Origin of the sequence: Microbacterium zouquanmingi, from assembly GCF_052266695.1 — a bacterium.
Taxonomy (GTDB): domain Bacteria; phylum Actinomycetota; class Actinomycetes; order Actinomycetales; family Microbacteriaceae; genus Microbacterium.
In genome coordinates this window covers 13,673-28,652 of sequence record NZ_JBQPQZ010000002.1, presented here as the reverse complement: position 1 = coordinate 28,652, position 14,980 = coordinate 13,673, and the positions used below count along the sequence as shown (strand labels likewise).

At 61.8% G+C, this 14,980-nt stretch carries 16 protein-coding genes; 9 read left to right on the top strand and 7 right to left on the bottom strand.

Annotation, left to right across the window (positions count from 1 at the left end; all coding sequences use genetic code 11):
* Window positions 1-43 precede the first annotated feature (43 nt).
* Together ACTU6U_RS04285 and manA are read right to left on the bottom strand one after the other, a co-directional pair.
* Window positions 44-361: a WhiB family transcriptional regulator gene (locus tag ACTU6U_RS04285; protein ID WP_443467938.1), complete on the bottom strand. Its 318-nt coding sequence runs from the start codon at window positions 359-361 to the stop codon at window positions 44-46.
* A gap of 175 nt (window positions 362-536) precedes the next feature.
* Window positions 537-1,661, bottom strand: coding sequence for a mannose-6-phosphate isomerase, class I (manA, locus tag ACTU6U_RS04280; protein ID WP_443468422.1), 1,125 nt, complete (start codon window positions 1,659-1,661; stop codon window positions 537-539).
* Window positions 1,662-1,729: 68 nt separating this feature from the next.
* Between manA and ACTU6U_RS04275 the strand changes: the two genes are divergently transcribed.
* Genes ACTU6U_RS04275 through ACTU6U_RS04260 form a run of 4 tightly spaced genes read left to right on the top strand, consistent with a single transcriptional unit; the run spans window position 1,730 to window position 6,107 of the window.
* On the top strand, window positions 1,730-3,151 hold the full coding sequence (locus ACTU6U_RS04275; RefSeq protein ID WP_443467937.1) for an O-antigen ligase family protein: 1,422 nt from the start codon (window positions 1,730-1,732) through the stop codon (window positions 3,149-3,151).
* Window positions 3,148-4,449 carry an O-antigen ligase family protein gene (locus ACTU6U_RS04270; protein WP_443467936.1) on the top strand — a complete coding sequence of 434 codons (1,302 nt, stop codon included), beginning with the start codon at window positions 3,148-3,150 and terminating at the stop codon, window positions 4,447-4,449. Before ACTU6U_RS04275 ends, ACTU6U_RS04270 begins: the two co-directional genes overlap by 4 nt.
* 51 nt (window positions 4,450-4,500) lie before the next feature.
* Complete coding sequence (locus ACTU6U_RS04265) at window positions 4,501-5,508, top strand: glycosyltransferase (RefSeq protein ID WP_443467935.1); 1,008 nt, start codon at window positions 4,501-4,503, stop codon at window positions 5,506-5,508.
* A complete protein-coding gene (locus tag ACTU6U_RS04260) occupies window positions 5,505-6,107 on the top strand; it encodes a flagellar basal body-associated FliL family protein (protein ID WP_443467934.1) in 603 nt (200 codons plus the stop codon). Before ACTU6U_RS04265 ends, ACTU6U_RS04260 begins: the two co-directional genes overlap by 4 nt.
* A 110-nt stretch (window positions 6,108-6,217) precedes the next feature.
* Here ACTU6U_RS04260 and ACTU6U_RS04255 read toward each other — a convergent pair whose 3' ends face one another.
* Complete coding sequence (locus tag ACTU6U_RS04255; protein ID WP_443467933.1) at window positions 6,218-6,694, bottom strand: adenylyltransferase/cytidyltransferase family protein; 477 nt, start codon at window positions 6,692-6,694, stop codon at window positions 6,218-6,220.
* A gap of 112 nt (window positions 6,695-6,806) precedes the next feature.
* Here ACTU6U_RS04255 and ACTU6U_RS04250 point away from each other — a divergent pair, with 112 nt between their 5' ends.
* Window positions 6,807-7,121 carry a hypothetical protein gene (locus tag ACTU6U_RS04250; RefSeq protein ID WP_443467932.1) on the top strand — a complete coding sequence of 105 codons (315 nt, stop codon included), beginning with the start codon at window positions 6,807-6,809 and terminating at the stop codon, window positions 7,119-7,121.
* On the opposite strand, the gene ACTU6U_RS04245 is transcribed toward ACTU6U_RS04250, so the two are convergent.
* Entirely contained in the window at window positions 7,112-7,597 is a 486-nt protein-coding gene (locus tag ACTU6U_RS04245; protein WP_443467931.1) for a hypothetical protein, read from the bottom strand. The two genes, ACTU6U_RS04250 and ACTU6U_RS04245, sit on opposite strands and share 10 nt — an antisense overlap.
* 305 nt (window positions 7,598-7,902) lie before the next feature.
* Here ACTU6U_RS04245 and pseI point away from each other — a divergent pair, with 305 nt between their 5' ends.
* Window positions 7,903-8,964 (top strand): pseudaminic acid synthase, encoded by a 1,062-nt coding sequence (pseI, locus tag ACTU6U_RS04240; RefSeq protein WP_443467930.1) that lies wholly within the window; start codon window positions 7,903-7,905, stop codon window positions 8,962-8,964.
* 10 nt (window positions 8,965-8,974) lie between these two features.
* Here the strand turns inward: pseI and ACTU6U_RS04235 are convergent, their stop codons facing one another.
* Complete coding sequence (locus tag ACTU6U_RS04235; RefSeq protein ID WP_443467929.1) at window positions 8,975-10,474, bottom strand: GNAT family N-acetyltransferase; 1,500 nt, start codon at window positions 10,472-10,474, stop codon at window positions 8,975-8,977.
* 113 nt (window positions 10,475-10,587) lie between these two features.
* On the opposite strand from ACTU6U_RS04235, the gene pseB reads away from it, so the two are divergent.
* Genes pseB through ACTU6U_RS04220 form a run of 3 tightly spaced genes read left to right on the top strand, consistent with a single transcriptional unit; the run spans window position 10,588 to window position 13,438 of the window.
* A complete protein-coding gene (gene pseB / locus ACTU6U_RS04230; protein WP_443467928.1) occupies window positions 10,588-11,577 on the top strand; it encodes a UDP-N-acetylglucosamine 4,6-dehydratase (inverting) in 990 nt (329 codons plus the stop codon).
* A 2-nt stretch (window positions 11,578-11,579) separates the two neighbouring features.
* Window positions 11,580-12,710, top strand: coding sequence for a DegT/DnrJ/EryC1/StrS family aminotransferase (locus ACTU6U_RS04225; RefSeq protein WP_443467927.1), 1,131 nt, complete (start codon window positions 11,580-11,582; stop codon window positions 12,708-12,710).
* Between the two features lie 29 nt (window positions 12,711-12,739).
* Window positions 12,740-13,438 (top strand): cytidylyltransferase domain-containing protein, encoded by a 699-nt coding sequence (locus ACTU6U_RS04220; RefSeq protein WP_443467926.1) that lies wholly within the window; start codon window positions 12,740-12,742, stop codon window positions 13,436-13,438.
* A gap of 15 nt (window positions 13,439-13,453) precedes the next feature.
* Here the strand turns inward: ACTU6U_RS04220 and ACTU6U_RS04215 are convergent, their stop codons facing one another.
* Together ACTU6U_RS04215 and ACTU6U_RS04210 are read right to left on the bottom strand one after the other, a co-directional pair.
* A complete protein-coding gene (locus tag ACTU6U_RS04215; protein WP_443467925.1) occupies window positions 13,454-14,185 on the bottom strand; it encodes an ABC transporter ATP-binding protein in 732 nt (243 codons plus the stop codon).
* The gene (locus ACTU6U_RS04210) at window positions 14,185-14,979 is read right to left on the bottom strand and encodes an ABC transporter permease (RefSeq protein WP_443467924.1); all 795 of its coding nucleotides are present in this window, start codon (window positions 14,977-14,979) and stop codon (window positions 14,185-14,187) included. The genes ACTU6U_RS04215 and ACTU6U_RS04210 overlap by 1 nt, the downstream gene beginning before the upstream one ends.
* Window position 14,980: the final 1 nt, after the last annotated feature.

The following is a 14,980-nucleotide window of genomic DNA, read 5'->3' as shown; positions in this document are numbered from 1 at the left end:
ATCGCACGCGGCGTGGCCGCGAAGCGACCACGAAGGTGCGGTTTCAGCCTGCTTGGCGCTTGAGCTTGCGACGCTCGCGCTCGCTCAGGCCGCCCCAGATTCCGAAGCGCTCATCGTTGCCCAGCGCGTACTGGAGGCATTCGCCTCGAACATCGCACGATGAGCAGATGCGCTTCGCATCGCGGGTCGATCCGCCCTTTTCAGGAAAGAACGCCTCTGGATCGGTCTGCGAACACAGTGCGTCGGTCTGCCACGCCAGTGCGGTGTCATCGTCCTGCTCTGGACGACGAACCCCGGGAACCCCGAGATTGACCGGATCGACAAACCAATTCTCGGGAACGTCGGAACGGTAACCCGTCATATCGTTCTCCTTGCCCTAAATACTGCCCCCCGCTGGGCCTTGCACCACTAATTACACCCGTGTCATTCGATCGGGTCAAGTCGTGGAGGATAAACCCTCAAGCGTGTATTGAAGGTTCACGGCGTGTCTGCGGCGTGTCGCGCCAGATCCCTGCGGCAGGCACCCGCGAAGCGGCTCAGGAAACAGCGCCCGGCTCTGCGATGAACGCCTCACCCGACCCGCGCAGCACGAGCGTGCGCTCGTCGGCAGTAGCGAAGATCGCCTGGCCGATCGGAACCGCGCGCGCGGCGGCATCCGCACCCTCGACGACCACTTCTCCCCCGGTGGCGAGCACCATTGCGGGACCGGTGACGTCGACAGAAACCGGTGCGCCTGTCAGCTCGACGCGACGCAGTGCGAAGTCCGGCACGTCGACAGGGTATGACGTCACTGAATCGGATGCCGCGGGCCTCAGCACCGGCACGATTCCCGGCGTCGTGTCGAGGATCGACAGCAGCTCGGGCACGTCGATGTGCTTGGACGTGAGCCCTCCGCGCAGCACGTTGTCACTCGCGGCCATGATCTCGACGCCCAGTCCAGACATGTAGGCGTGCAGGAGCCCTGCCCGCAGAAAGATACCTTCGCCTCGGCCGAGCACGATGAAGTTCATCAGCAGCGCCACGACGACACCAGGGTCTCTCTGGTTGCGCGCGGCGATCGAACGGATGCCGTCCAGCTCCGCGGAGAACTCGGCGGATGCCGCATCCACGGCTGCGGCGATGATCTCGTCGACCTCGGTCTGGGCCGTGCCAGAGAGCAACCAGGCGATCGTGTCGCGCAGCGCATCGCCTTCGGCGCTCAGCCTCTCGCGCAGCGCGATAACGCCCTTCGACGAACCCAGAGCATCCAGAAGGCGCAGAGTGTCGGCGACCGGACGCAGCCCGCTGAGCGCTTCGAAGCGCTCGCTGAGGGCGACGATCAGTTCGGGCTTGTGGTTGTCATCGCGGTAGTTGCGGTGGGGGTCATCCGCTGTGAGTTCCGCCTCTCGCGCCCAGCCGTCACGCGCCTGCGCGATAGTCGGGTGCACCTGGATCGACAGCGGATCGCCTGCCGCGAGGAGCTTCAGCAGATACGGCAGCGCGCCGCCGGTAATGGCATCCAGCGTCGTGCCGCCTGCGACGTCTGCCGGGTCGCCGGGGTGATCCCCGAACCAGACCTCCGCCTCGGGAGCGCCCGTGGCCTGGCGGCCTTCGAGCTCCGCGAGAAGAGTGGGCGAACCCCAGGCGTAGTCGCGGGGGGCATTCGACAGGCTCAGCAGCATGGCATCAAGCGTATCGATCATGCCGTGGCACAGCAGAAGGCGGAGCGGTGCGCGGTAGCCTGATGACGATGGCGCAGCACATGAAGCATCCCGTGACAGCCCCGCCCACCGCGCCAGAGCGCGAGTCGACGGGGCATCTGCTGTTGCGCGCGTACGCGACTCTCGTGCTGATCGTCGCGTTCGCGCACACCGCTGTCTACAACCTCGTGGGCATCTACGGCGCGGGAATCGTCATGGTCGTCATGCTTCTGGCTGCGTGCGCCATCGGCATCCCGATGATCGCGAAGAAGCAGCCGCACGCGTTCGCGTGGCGTCGCCTTCCCTGGTCTGCCGTCGGGTACACCTGCCTCGCTCTGCTCTCCGTCGCCTGGTCGCAGTGGCGAGGACCCACCATCATCACGTGGGTGCTGCTGGCCGCGGTGACCGTCAATGGCCTGCTCATCGCGCACGCGCTGAGCTGGGAGGAGATCGTCAGGTCTCTGTCGTCCGCATTCAAGTGGATTCTCGGCCTGTCGCTCGCTCTCGAGCTCTGGGTGTCGGTCGTCATCCAGCATCCGCTGCTGCCGAATTTCCTCACTGTGCCCGACGGCGATATCGATCCGCATCTGTACTGGGTGCGCAACAACCTCGTCGACGGCGGACGCATTCAGGGCATCGTCGGAAACTCCAACGTCTTAGCGATCGTCGCGCTCTTCGCGGTCATCACCTTCAGCGTGCGGATCGCGCAGCACGCCCGCTGGCGCGCCACCCACATCCTGTGGCTCATCCTGGCGGCCTACCTGATGCTGCGGGCGTCGTCGGCCACGGCGTACCTGTGCGCCCTCGCCGCCGCGGTCGTGCTCCTGGTCGCGCTGCTGATCCGTCGTGCCCGGCGACCACGGGAACACGCACGTATCTACGCCACCTGCGGCGCGATCGTCGTGGCCTCGGCCGCGGCGCTCATCATCTTCCGTCAGCCGCTGTTCACGGCCCTCGGGCGCGGAGCAGACCTGACCGGTCGCACCGATCTCATCTGGACCACGGTGCTCGAGCGCGCCGGTCACCACCCGATCTTCGGCAACGGGTTCTCGAGCCCATGGATCCCCACCGACCCGGCATTCGACGGATGGATCGTCGACCACGGCATCACGGTCTTCCATGCACACAACATGTGGCTCGATGTGCTGATGCAATTGGGAGTGGTGGGACTCGCGCTCATGGCGGTGGCGTACCTCAGCCTGCTGTGGCGCTCCTGGTTCTTCGCCGCGGACCGGCCTCGCTGGGATCTGCGCGCTGACCGACCATACTCGCCGTTGACCCTGCTGCCGGTGCTGTTCACAGTGGTCCTGCTCGTGCAGGGTCTGGCGGAGTCCACCCCGATCATGCTGTGGGGCTGGCTGCTTCTGGTGCTGTTCTCCTTCAAGATCAAATCCGTGCCCCTCGCAGGCGTCGGGCTGAGCGAACAGTCCCGCGTGACCGAGCGCGGTCGTGCGGCTCGGCGCATCCCGTGACGACAGCACAAGCGCGTGTGAGCCGACTCCTCGGGTCGACCTCGATGGCGCGGGCCTACACGCTGTCGGTACTGGGGGCGACGTTCGGGTCGTTCGCGATCGAGCAGATGACATCGCGTGTCACGTTCGCAACGATCATCCTGATCCTGGCGGTTCTGGGGGCCGCGATTCTGTTCGTGCGGCGCGAAGAGCTGTCGCTGCTGAGAGTCGCTCCGACATCACTGCTGATGTTCCTCGTACTGGCTCTGCTGAGCCTGCTGTGGTCCACGGATCGGGGTGACACGCTGACTGCCTGGGTGTGGCTCTTCGGCTTCGCCTTCCTCGCGATCACGATCGGGCATATTCGCGACACGCTGCAGACAGTGCGCGCGATCGGCGACACGCTGCGAGTGCTGCTCGGTCTGTCTCTGGGAGTGGAGATCCTCTCCGGGATCCTGCTCGACGTGCCGATCAAGTTTCTCGCCATTGAGGGCAATCTCGCAGCGGGAGGCCCGATCCAGGGACTGTTCGGCACCCGCAACATGCTGGGGTTCATCGCCGTCATCGCGCTGATCACCTTCGTGATCGAGTGGCGGACGCAGTCGGTGGCCGCCCCCATCGCCGTCCCCTCGATCGCGCTGGCAGGATTCCTCGCCCTGCTGTCGGCCTCCCCCACGGTTCTCGTGCTCGCGGTCGTCGTCGGCACGGCAACAGGTGCGCTGACGATCGTGCGTCATACACCGATCACGCGTCGCACGATCGTGCAGTGGATGCTGGGAGCACTGGTCGTTCTCACGCTCGGGGTGGCTTTCCTCTTCCGGCATCCGATCATCGCGTGGATGGGTGCGGGCTCGGATTTCTCGACCCGCGCGGATCTCTGGAACGAGATTCTGAACTTCGTCGCTCTCAAACCCTTCCAGGGCTGGGGCTGGTTCGGCACGTGGGAACGCGGCGAGTACCCGTTCAGCTTCATCAACTACCAGCTCGACAACCACCACGAGAGTGCGCTGAACGCATTCTTCGATGTGCTGCTGCAGCTCGGCATCGCCGGCTTCCTGCTCTTCGTTCTCCTCGGCGGGGTCGCGCTGGTGAGATCCTGGCTGGTCGCGAGTGCGCGACGTTCGGTCGTGTACGCATGGACCCCGCTCGTGCTGGTGACGCTCGCTGTCGACTCGATGTTCGAGAGCTTCACCCTCACGGGTGCGGGCTGGTTCATGCTCGTTCTGTGTGCCCTGCGCGCAGGACAATCGCGATCGTGGCGCGAGAGCATCGACGCCGCGAACACGGGCGTGATACCTACGCTGGGGCGACTCGAGTAAGACGGGATTCACGGGTACGGCGGGTAGGCTAGACCCCGGCCAAGACTTCTCATGCCTACCACGCGCCCGCGAGCGCACACCGGAGATATCCACGTGACACCCAGCCAGCATTCGTTCGATCCGGCACAGGCGACGATCGTGATCGTCACGTATAACCGCTCGCATCTGCTCACTCGCCTCCTCACGAGCATCACCGTGATGGATCCGAAACCCGGGCACGTCGTGATCGTCGATAATGCTTCGGTCGATGACACCACCGAGGTCGTCGAGTCGTTCCGGGGCACCATCGGCACCGAGATCGTCTACCGCAAGCTCGACACGAACACCGGCGGCTCCGGCGGATTCAGCGAGGGTATGCGCACCGCGTACGAACTCGGCAGCGAGTGGATCTGGATGATGGATGACGACGTCGAGGTCATTCCCGACGGACTCGCCAAGATGGGCAACTGGGCGCCGCGCTTCAAGAGCATCCAGGGCCGCCGCTACGACTACGACGGCAGCGAGTTCTACTGGCAGTACCGCATCGCCGACCGAATGGGCATCCCGATTCCTTTCGCTCCGGCAGGTTTCGACGCCTCCGGATTCAAAGAGATGAACAGCGGATGCTTCGAGGGAATGTTCATCCACCGCTCGATCGTCGCGCAGATCGGCCTGCCTGACCCCCGGTTCTTCATCTACTGGGATGACCAGATGTACGGCTGGCTGGCGTCGCGTCTGACCACCGCCGTGATCGTCGATGAGTTCGTGCTGCGCCGCACGCGCGAGATCAAGCAGTGGGACATGGGCGTCCGGCACATGAACGCTTCGAGCAACGCATACCGGTACTACATCATGCGCAACCGCGGCTTCATCAAGCAGTACTACCGCACGCACGGCGTGTACAACCCTGTGCTGTTCGGACTGGGATCGACCGCGACGTTCTTCAAGGAACTGATTCGTCTCGTTTTCGTCGAACGCACCGTGCGCGGTACGAGCAACCTCTTCCGCGGCATCCGTGATGGCGGGAAGATCGGACGCGACCGCACGTGGAAGCCGATGCCTGCATTGGAGCAGCAGTGAGCGACGATCAGAAACCGCAGGCGGAATGGATTTTCCCTGAGGAAGAGAAGAAGAGCGGCAAAGGTCGCGTCTGGCTGATCGTCGGACTCATCGTCGCGGCGCTGGTGATCATCGGGGCTGTGCTGTTCTTCTTGATTCCGCGCGATGAGACTCCCGGTCCCGATGCGAGTGCCACGCCGTCGGCATCGGCCACCACGACGCCCTCTGGTACGCCGTCTGCTGCGCCTTCTGATGGACCGTCGACCGAGCCCTCTGAGCCGATCACGACCCCTCCCCCTGTACCGGACCCCGATATGGGTACTTTCGTCGGTCAGGTTCAGCCCTGGCTCGATGACGCCGTTACCGGCTTGGACATGGTTGCGAACATGAGCGGCCAGGAGGCAGCACAGGTCGTGGACAGCCTGCAGGGCGACGCCGATCGCCTGTCAGGCGTGGTCGCACCGAGTTCCATCTCGTCAGAGTGGTATGACGGCGTGAGCACGTATGCAAGCGATCTGCGCGCGCTTCGTTCTGCGATCGATACTGCCGCCGATGTTCAGGCGCCTCTCAGCACCGCGTCGGCCTCGCTTCAAGAGCTACGTGCCATGATCGGTCTCTAAACCAACTGCGAAAAGTTGCCGACGAAACCCGCTCCCTCATCACCCCAGACGCAGCGGCTGAACCAAAATCCCTTCGCAAGATGGTCGGGATGCAGCTCAGCGCAGTCGCGCTATGAGCGCGCGACCCGCTCGGCTTCTTTCGCCGCGACGATCTTGCGAAGACCTGAACTCGAAAAGCGGTGATCGCGTCCATTGAAGTAGAGCTCGATTCCGCTCTCCTCACAGTAGCTACGACCGGTGAAGTCGCGGTCCCGGTACTCGTCACCGACGATACGAACGTCGAGCTTGAAGGAACGGAGGATGTCCTCCAGGTCTTGTTCGGTGGAGTAAGGCACGACCTCGTCCACGTACTCGCAGCCACGCAACTGAATGTAACGCTCGACGACCGTCTGCGTCGGCGCATTCTTCTCCGGACGATCCAGCGTTGGGTCCATCTGGAGCCCGCAGACGAGGTAATCGCACTGTCGCTTCGCCTCAGCGAGCATCATGATGTGCCCGGCGTGCAGCAGATCGAAAGTCGAGAACGTGATGCCCACTCGCGGCCCCGGGTTGTAATCCTGCCGTTTTTTCAGGTTGTCGGATGTCAACGCTCTCCCTGTTGGAATCTATCGGTTCGGCTCAGGCGCCGGATTCCGCTTCCAGCCGCCGCAGACGCTCTTCATAGTGCGCCGCTAGTTCCACTCTCAGCCGCGCACGCTCATGCTCGACGCGCGCGAGATCCACGGCGCCATCGGCAGTCCCTTGCGCTCCTGCCTCGAGCTGATGGCGAAGCCATTCAAATCGCTGCTCCAGAGCGGAGACCTGCGGCGCAATTCTATCGAACTCGGAGCGAACATAGGAGAAGTCAGCCTGGGTTCCGCTCAGACGCGCGTCGTAGTCAGCTTGAACACGGCCGATCTCTGTTCGGATCTCCTCGAATCTGTCATCCATTCGGCGACGGATTGCCGCGTCAAATCGGCGGCGAAGTCGATTCAGCATTTATTCCTCATTTATTTGTGTCGTCATCACCGGTGATAGTCGATACGACCGAATTCGATCCACGGGCGCACAAGACGAGCCTCCAGCCCGATCGCATGTTCATTACCCACCGGAGATGGGTCACCGTACGCATGGTGCCAAGAAGTCTGGCCAGGATCATCGAGAAATGAAAACCCCGCGACATCCACATGAGCGTCCGGAAACAACCGCGTGACAATCCAGAGCATCACTGTGCCTGTCGTTGCCCACTGGCCCCCCGCTCGCGGGTCGAGCCCCATCGCTTCGCCGAGAGGAAGAATGACGTCTTTGTTCGGAACAGTGATCGCTCCGAGATCTGCGGGCCAAAACGCTGGCAGCTTCGGATTCTCCCAGAGCAGGCGTCCGGGCTCGATCATCAGGTAAAGCCGCTCCGAGTATGAGTCGAAGAACCAGGGCGTTGGACGGACTCCGCGGTTGAATACAACAACGTCGGCCCGCACGCCCACCTTGGGTTCGGTGGTGTCATCATCCACGCGAAAGCCGTTCACACGGAACACGAGGTCTGCGGAATCAATCGTGGCCGCACGCTCAGACGATGGCTCGAGTGGTTGGTTACCGACCACAGCGACCCGTCGCACGACTCCCCCGACAGCGAAGGTACGAACGAGTGGTCTGATTCGGTCGTAGAAGGACATACCCATCTGCGAGATCTCGTCCTCGTCGACGAAACGCTTGTCTAAACTGCCCATAGGACATCAGCTTAGGACACGTCGGCGGTTCCAACCGTCCGCTCGGCTGTCACGCGCACCGCACGAGATCAGCGCATAGAGTAAGGGACGTGAACCCCGCGCGACCAATCAAACTCTCCCGCTCGTCCATCGGAATTGGGCACCCTGTGTTCACCATCGCTGAGATGTCAGGGAACCACAATGGAGACATCGATCGTGCACTGAGCATCGTGGACGCCGTAGCCACCACAGGAGCGAGCGCACTGAAGATCCAAACGTATACGGCCGACACTCTGACGATCGACTCAGATGCACCGGCCTTCCGCATCGGAAAGGGCCATGAGCTGTGGGGCGGGCGGAATCTGTACTCGCTGTATGAAGAGGCACATACCCCGTGGGAATGGCACGAGCCCATCTTCATGCGAGCTCGTGAGCATGGCTTAGTCCCATTCTCGACACCTTTTGATCCCAGCTCCATCGAGTTCCTCGAAGCACTGGGCGTCGAAATCTACAAAACCGCATCAGCCGAGATCGTCGATATTCCACTGCTGCGCGAGATCGCGGGTACTGGCAAGCCGATGATCGTATCGACAGGCATGGCCACGCTCTCTGAGATCGATGCCGCCGTCACCGCAATCAGCAATGCAGGATGCTCGGACTTGGTCCTTCTCGCGTGTACCGCGGCATACCCAGCGTCCCCTGACGAGGCTCGGCTCGGCAATATTCAGGCACTTCGCGATGCTTTCGGTGTGCCAATCGGACTATCCGACCACAGTCTCGGAATCGGGGTCGCGGTCGCTGCTGCCGCCCTCGGCGCGGTCGCCATCGAAAAGCACGTGACCTTGGACCGGATGGACGGTGGCGTAGATGCCGACTTCTCGCTGACCCCCACGGAATTCAGCACGCTCGTCACAGCGTCCGAGCAAGCGCGAGCGGCGGTCGAGAGCGGTGTGAGCTTCGGGCCGACTGCTGAAGAGCAGGCAGTACTCGCGTTACGCCGCTCCCTTTTCGTTGTGGAAGATGTTCGATCAGGCGATGCTGTGACCGCGAAAAACGTGCGATCCATCCGACCGGCAGGAGGGCTCGCACCAGACGACTTCGACCTCGTCGCTGGACGCCCGTTCACACAGGATGTCCGTCGCGGAACGCCGCTGACATGGGACCTCATCTGACGAGATCCGTTCAATCGCGTGGCAGGACCCATTTCGCACGCCTCTCGAAGCCTTCCGAATCAGCAGGCATGTGCGGCAAATATCCCGCGCTCGAGAACAATCTGCGTGACGCATCATTGTTAATGTGGATGTCGGCCAGCACTCGATACGGTGCACCGACCTCCGATGCGAGCGCGCGCTCTCCTGAAGCCAAGACGCCGCGCGAGATTCCGGCTCCTCTACGATTGGGCGCCACCGTGATCGAAACGTCCCAATCAAGACCGGCCGTTCTATCCCATCGAACCGTACCGACCGGATCAGTTTCGGGTCCCACGATGAAGAGGCGGCGGTTAGGGTCCGTGAGGCTACGTTCCAGCCATTCACGGTGCGAGTCCCAGTCGATCGCGCCGCGGAATCGTGAGCGGGCTCTTGTCTCATCGTCGTTACGCCAGTCGAATAGTAGCCACGCATCATCGGAAGTTGCGGGCCGAGCGCTTAGCGTCGGTGCTGAAAGGCGCCTGTCAGGATTTCTCTCCGCCAGTTGCTCCCAGGCGGCAACAACGCGCCAGGCCCCTCTCCCGTCGACAGTCGCTTTCAACGTTGCCGCTTGTCGCCGCAGCCAGCCGTGATCGCTCACCAGCATACCGAGGCCCGCCACCGCCTCTTCAAGATCCTCGTAAGGGGGGAAACCTAAACCAACGGCGAGCATGGCAGTGGTGATCTCCTGATATCCCACCCGCTGATTTTCCACCGCACAGATCAGTGCCATCGGCAGCCCCATACAGGCAAAGTCCCAGACGGAAGTGCCGGATGCGCTGATCACCATGTCATGCTGGCGGGCGAGCGCTGGCAGGTCTCTGACGAACTTCACAACTTCCACCGAATGAGCGGACGAAGCCGCCGATTTCTGCACATCATCATCGCTCCCGACTGACACAACCGTGACGTCGAGATGTATCGTGACCCGGTCGAGTGCGTCGATAACCCGGGCGGTGAGGCCATTGGGGTCAGTCCCGCCGATGACTACGAGCAAGCGCGGTCTCGACGATGACTCAAGCACCCTTTCGCGTTGGACAAGAACTTGGGAGCGAACTACGGCGGCATCAATGCCGACGATTTGGTTCACGCTGAGATCAGCTCGTTGAAAATGCCTCTCTGCTCCCAGATTCGCGTCAATCGCCAGAGTCGCCGGGCGCACACCGTATGAGCCATCTTGCATGTTGCTCACCACGATTTCTGTTGTGTTGAGCTCGGGGATCTCTCCATAGGTGTCGAAATGGATGACGGCGATACCTGCGTTGATCACTTCGCGTAGATGCTTCTCGAGCTCTGCACCGGAGGCACTCACGAGTCGTGACGCCGGGCTCAGCTGCGCAGCAAGGATCGCACCTGCTTCATTGATGTCGCCGATGATCTCCGTCGCCCAGCTTCGCGAGTGCGCCAGCGCCGCGAGCCCGAGACAGCGCACGAGGTGGCCCATGCCGATCGATCCACCCGCATTGCAATGAAGCACCACCATCCGGCCTGTCATCTGTCACCTTCCCGCGGCGCGGCCGCAGCCCAACACGTTCCCCGGCCCAACGATAGGATAGTCGGAGCGCACGGGCATCATCGCCCTTACGCGCAACGGCTGAGGGAGACACAGTGTCGATTCTTGAGGGCTCGAGCATCCTCATCACAGGCGGCACTGGATCGTTCGGCAAGGCGTTCATCGCCTACGCCCTCGAACATCTGAATCCGCGCCGCCTTGTCGTCTTCTCACGCGACGAGCTGAAGCAGTATGAGGTGCGTCAGCTGTTCCACGATGACCCACGACTGCGCTGGTTCATCGGAGACATCCGTGATGAGCGTCGTCTGGCCCGCGCATTGCACGGCATCGAATATGTCGTGCATGCTGCCGCACTGAAACAGGTCGACACTGCTGAGTACAATCCGTATGAGTTCGTAAAGACGAACATTCTGGGCAGCCAGAACGTCATTGAGGCCTCCATCGATGCCGGTGTCAAAAAGGTGGTCGCTCTTTCCACGGACAAGGCCTCAAGCCCGATCAACTTGTACGGCGCGACGAAGCTCACCGCCGACAAGCTGTTCATCACTGGCAATCACTATGCAGCTGCGTACAACACTCGTTTCGCCGTCGTTCGGTACGGCAACGTGATGGGATCACGGGGATCGGTGATCCCATTCTTCGCGAAGCTCGGTGCTTCTGGTGAGCCGTTACCGATCACCGATTTGCGTTGCACCCGCTTCTTCATTACATTGCCAGACGCCGTGCGCATGGTCGTCGATACATTCGAGTTGATGCAGGGTGGCGAGCTGATAGTACCTCGCATCCCGTCGATGAAGGTCACCGACCTCGCTCACGCAGTAGTACCGGATGCGGAACTCATCGACGTCGGGTTGCGACCGGGCGAGAAGCTCCACGAAGAAATGATCAGCCCGGAGGAGGGCCGTCGCGCAGTTACTGTCGCGGGTGGGAAGTACTTCATCATTCAGCCGGACATCGCGTCGTGGGGATACAAGGCCCCCGCGGGTGCAACACCCGTCCCTGACGGATTTGCGTACCGCTCGGACAGCAACGACACGTGGTATACGCAAGAGGAGATTGTCGAAATCATCAAGGGCGGTATCTGACGATGACGATGCTGCCCTACGGGCGACAGTCCATCACCGAGGACGACATTAAAGCAGTCACAGAAATTCTTCGCGGCGATTGGCTGACCACCGGCCCGGCTGTAGCCGCGTTCGAAGCAGCAATCAGTAAAGTTTCCGGCGGCCATCGTGCGGTTACCGCCACTTCGGGGTCCGCTGCTCTGCACATGGCGTATGCAGCGGCCGGAGTCTCTACCGGCGACCGAGTGATCACAACGCCGATGACATTCATCGCGACCGCAGCCATGGCATCTGTACTCGGGGCGACAATCGACTTCGCCGATGTCGAGGAGGATACCGCGCTCATCGACCCGAATGCCGTTGACGCTCTGATCGACGACCGTACGAAGATCATTGCCGCGGTCGACTACGCTGGTCATCCTGCCGACTATGATCGGCTGAACAGCTCTGCAGCGAGGGCCGGCGCCCTTGTCCTGGATGACGCAGCACATTCGATAGGCAGCACGTACAAGGGACGGCCAGTGGGCGACCTCGCGGACCTCACCACGTTCTCGTTCTTCCCCACAAAGAACATGACGACGGGCGAGGGCGGCGCGGTCGTGGCCAAGGAGAACGCCCTCGCGCAGCGTGCGCACGAATTCCACTTCATTGGTTTGATCCGAGACGCGGAACGCTTCCGACTCACCACTGAGGGGCCCTGGCATCAGGAAGTCCACGAGTTCGGCATGAACTACCGTCTGACCGACATCGCATGTGCTCTCGGCTTGTCTCAGCTGAGCCGCCTGAACGCCTTCAAAGACCGCCGCTCAAAGATCACAGCTCGGTACACCCGTGCGCTCGCTGACGTCGACGGCATCAGACTGCCCGTCCAGCGTGACCATGTCGACGTCATCCGCCACCTGTACCCGATTCGGATTCTTGATGATCGTCGACGACAGATCTTCGAGCGAATGCGCGCCGACGGCATCGGCGTGCAGGTGAACTATATGCCGGTCTACTGGCACCCGGTGTACGCGGATGCCGGATACCAGCGCGGTATGTGCCCGAATGCGGAGTCTTTCTACGCTGAAGAATTGTCGCTGCCGATCTACCCTGACCTCACCGATTCGGAAGTGGATCGGGTGGTCGACGCCCTGATCCGAGCACTACATTGACTCGAATCGGATTCGTCACGCAGGCACGGATGACGAGCACGCGACTCCCAGGCAAGGTGCTCCTCCCCGCTGGAGGCCGGTCGATGCTCGCCCATCATCTGACACGTCTCGCATCAGTCGACGCGCCCATTATTGTCGCGACGACCACGAATTCGACAGATAATGCAGTCGCCAGCGAGGCACTCGATCTGGGTGCTGCGGTGTTTCGAGGAAGCGAAACCGACGTGCTCGGCAGGTTCGCCGGCGCGGCACGGGAGTTCGAGCTGGACGTGATTGTGCGCGTCACTGCTGATTGCCCACTGATAGACGCAACCGTGATCGAGCAAGGCATCCGTCGCTATCGCGAGATCCATGACGAGTATGCCCACGTATCGAATGTTCTCGAACGCACATACCCTCGAGGTTTCGACTTTGAGATTTTCTCCGCCCGCGCTCTTCACGAAGCGAACGCGCTCTCTCGTGACCCCGTCGAGCGAGAGCACGTGACGCCATACCTTTATCTCAATCGCTCCCGCCACGCTTCACTGCACACGATACGTCGTATTGAGGATTCGTCGCACCATCGGCTGACGCTCGATACGCCCGAGGATCTCGTTCTGCTGCGACGCCTGATCGAACAACACGACGCCGAGAAGCTCGATGCCGAAGCGATCATCAGCCTGCTTGACGCGCATCCCGAGCTCTCGGCTATTAACGCGGATATTGAGCAGAAGAAGCTCGGTCAGTAGTCTCAGAGACCCAGCTCACGTGGATTCGGCGTTGTACCGATCGAGCACGTCGTTGATACCAGCGTCCAGCACGAGCTCGCCCTTGTTCAGGTACAGTCCGCGCGTGCAGAAGCGACGCAGATCGCGTTCGTTATGGCTGACGAAGAAAAGCGTCCGTCCCTCGGCGAGCAATTCATCGATGCGCCGATAGCACTTCTCACGGAACGCCTTGTCGCCCACCGCGAGAACCTCGTCGACGAGCAGGATCGGTTCATTGAGCTGGGAGACGACAGAGAAGGCCAGACGCACCTTCATGCCGTTCGACAGGTGCTTGTACGGCGTTTCCTGGAACTCCTCGAGTTCTGCGAACGCGATCATGTCGTCATAACGACGGGTGATCTCCGCCTTCGGCATACCGTGCAGGCCTGCTGTCAAACGCACGTTCTCGCGAACGGTGAGATCTCCGACGAAGCCGCCGGTGAGCTCGATGAGCGGCGCAACCCCCCCGTGTACCTTGACTGTGCCCTCATCGGGAAGCAGGACACCGGCCACGAGGCGGAGCAGGGTCGACTTGCCCTGACCGTTGCGCCCAACGACGCCGATGGATTCGCCCGGCTGCACTGTGAATGACACGTTGCGGAGTGCCCAGAATTCACCGGGACGGCTGCGCCGCGAAGTATCGGCGAAAAGGTCTTTGAAACTGCGACGTCCACGTCGGTTACGCCGGAACTGCACCCCGAGATCCTTGACTTCGATCGCTGCAGACATCACAGTTCCTTCAGCACGGCACGCTCGAGAGTGCGGAAGACCCACACACCGAGCGCAAAGATGATGAGACACATCGCCGCCCCGATCAGCACCGTGTCCAGATGCCACTGGTCAGGGAAGAATGCCATGCGGTAGAGCGTGAAGATGCCGGCGAGTGGGTTGAAGGACATGAGCGTTTCGAACGGTTCCGGAATATTGGACACGCTGTAGATGATGGGTGTCGCGTAGAAGAGCGCGCGCAGGATGAGGCCCGTGGTGCGTTCGAGGTCGGCATATAGCGCGCAGAGAGGCGCGACCAGCAATCCGAGACCTACGAGCAGGATCACCTGCAGCAGCATCGCGACGGGGAACCACAGTATTCCCCAGCCGAACTCGGTCCCGGGCGAGAAGACGGCGAACAGCACCAGGACGGGTAACGAGAAGAGGAACTCCATGCCCTTGCTGAGCACGGTCCGATTCACCCAGATGGAGCGAGGGATGTTCGTCGAGCGAACGAGTCGCGAATCCTTCTTGAAAGCCTTGGTGAAGTCCGAGACCGACGAGTTGAACCACACCCATGGCAGGAGGGCGCTGATGAGGAAGACGATGTACGGGTCTTCGCCCACGCTGCGCTGGAAGATCTGCGTGAACACGAACCAGTAGATCGCGCTCATCACCAAGGGATCGAGGACCGACCAGAGGTAGCCGAGGAAGCTCGTCGAGTACCGGACCTTCAGGTCTCGGGCAGAGAGCAGCCACAGCGAATGAAGATACCGCCGGGGCGTTCCCGGCGCCCCGACAGCAGCGTGACTCACA